This window comes from Cyanobium sp. NIVA-CYA 375, assembly GCF_056108345.1.
Window position 1 is genome coordinate 1 of sequence record NZ_JBSYHW010000267.1, and the last position, 899, is coordinate 899.

Genomic DNA, 899 nt, shown 5'->3' on the forward strand with positions numbered 1-899 from the left:
GGCGAACCGGCCCGCGACGAGCTCGGCCGCATCGCCGGCGTGCAGGGCGCGCTGCAGGACATCACCGAGCGCAAGCAGGCCGAGCTGGCGCTGCAGGAGTCGCGCCGCCAGCTCAAGAACCTGCTCGCCGCCCTGCCCGACCTGTGGATCGTGGTCGATGCCCAGAACCGCTACGCCGACGTGAGCGACCCGCAGCACCCGTCGCTGTCGGCGCCCTGGGCCGACAAGCTGGGCCGCCTCATCAGCGACGGCGTGCCCGAGGCGCTGGCGCAGCAGGCCCGCGCACTGATCGAACAGGCGCACCGCGGCGAAGGCCCGGCGAGCCACACCTACGAACTGCCGATGGCCCGCGGCGGCACGCACCTCTTCGAGGCGCGCTACATGCCGCTGCCCGAGGGCGCCACGCTGGCGCTGATCCGCGACATGACGCAGGCGCGCGAGCTGGCCGATGCACGCCAGGCACGTGCCGCGGCCGAAGAGGCCGGGCGCCGGCAGGCGGCCTTCATGTCGCGCGTCAGCCACGAACTGCGCACGCCGCTGAACGCGATCCTCGGCTTCGGCGAGCTGCTGCGCGGCGAGCTGGCCGGGCTGCCGGGCAACCCGCCGGTCTTCATGGGTCATGTGCTGAAGGCCGGGCGCCACATGCTGGCGCTGGTGGACGATCTGCTGGAGCTGCAGCGCATCGAACAGGGCAAGCTGCTGCCGGTGCTCGCTCCCCTGGACCTGGACGAACTGCTCGCCGGCAGCATGCAGATGCTGGTACCGATGGCCGAGGAGGCGGGCATCGAGCTGGCCCTGGCGCCCGGCACCGGCATGGCGGTGCACAGCGAGGCGCGCAGCCTGCGCCAGATCGTGCTCAACCTCGGGTCCAACGCCATCAAGTACGGTGGCGCCGGCTG

Annotated in this window: 1 protein-coding gene; it reads left to right on the forward strand. The window is 72.6% G+C overall.

The window, feature by feature from the left end; translation table 11 throughout:
* The coding region (locus tag AC01FP_RS17995; RefSeq protein WP_474482161.1) for a sensor histidine kinase at positions 1-899 on the forward strand (899 nt) is incomplete at both ends.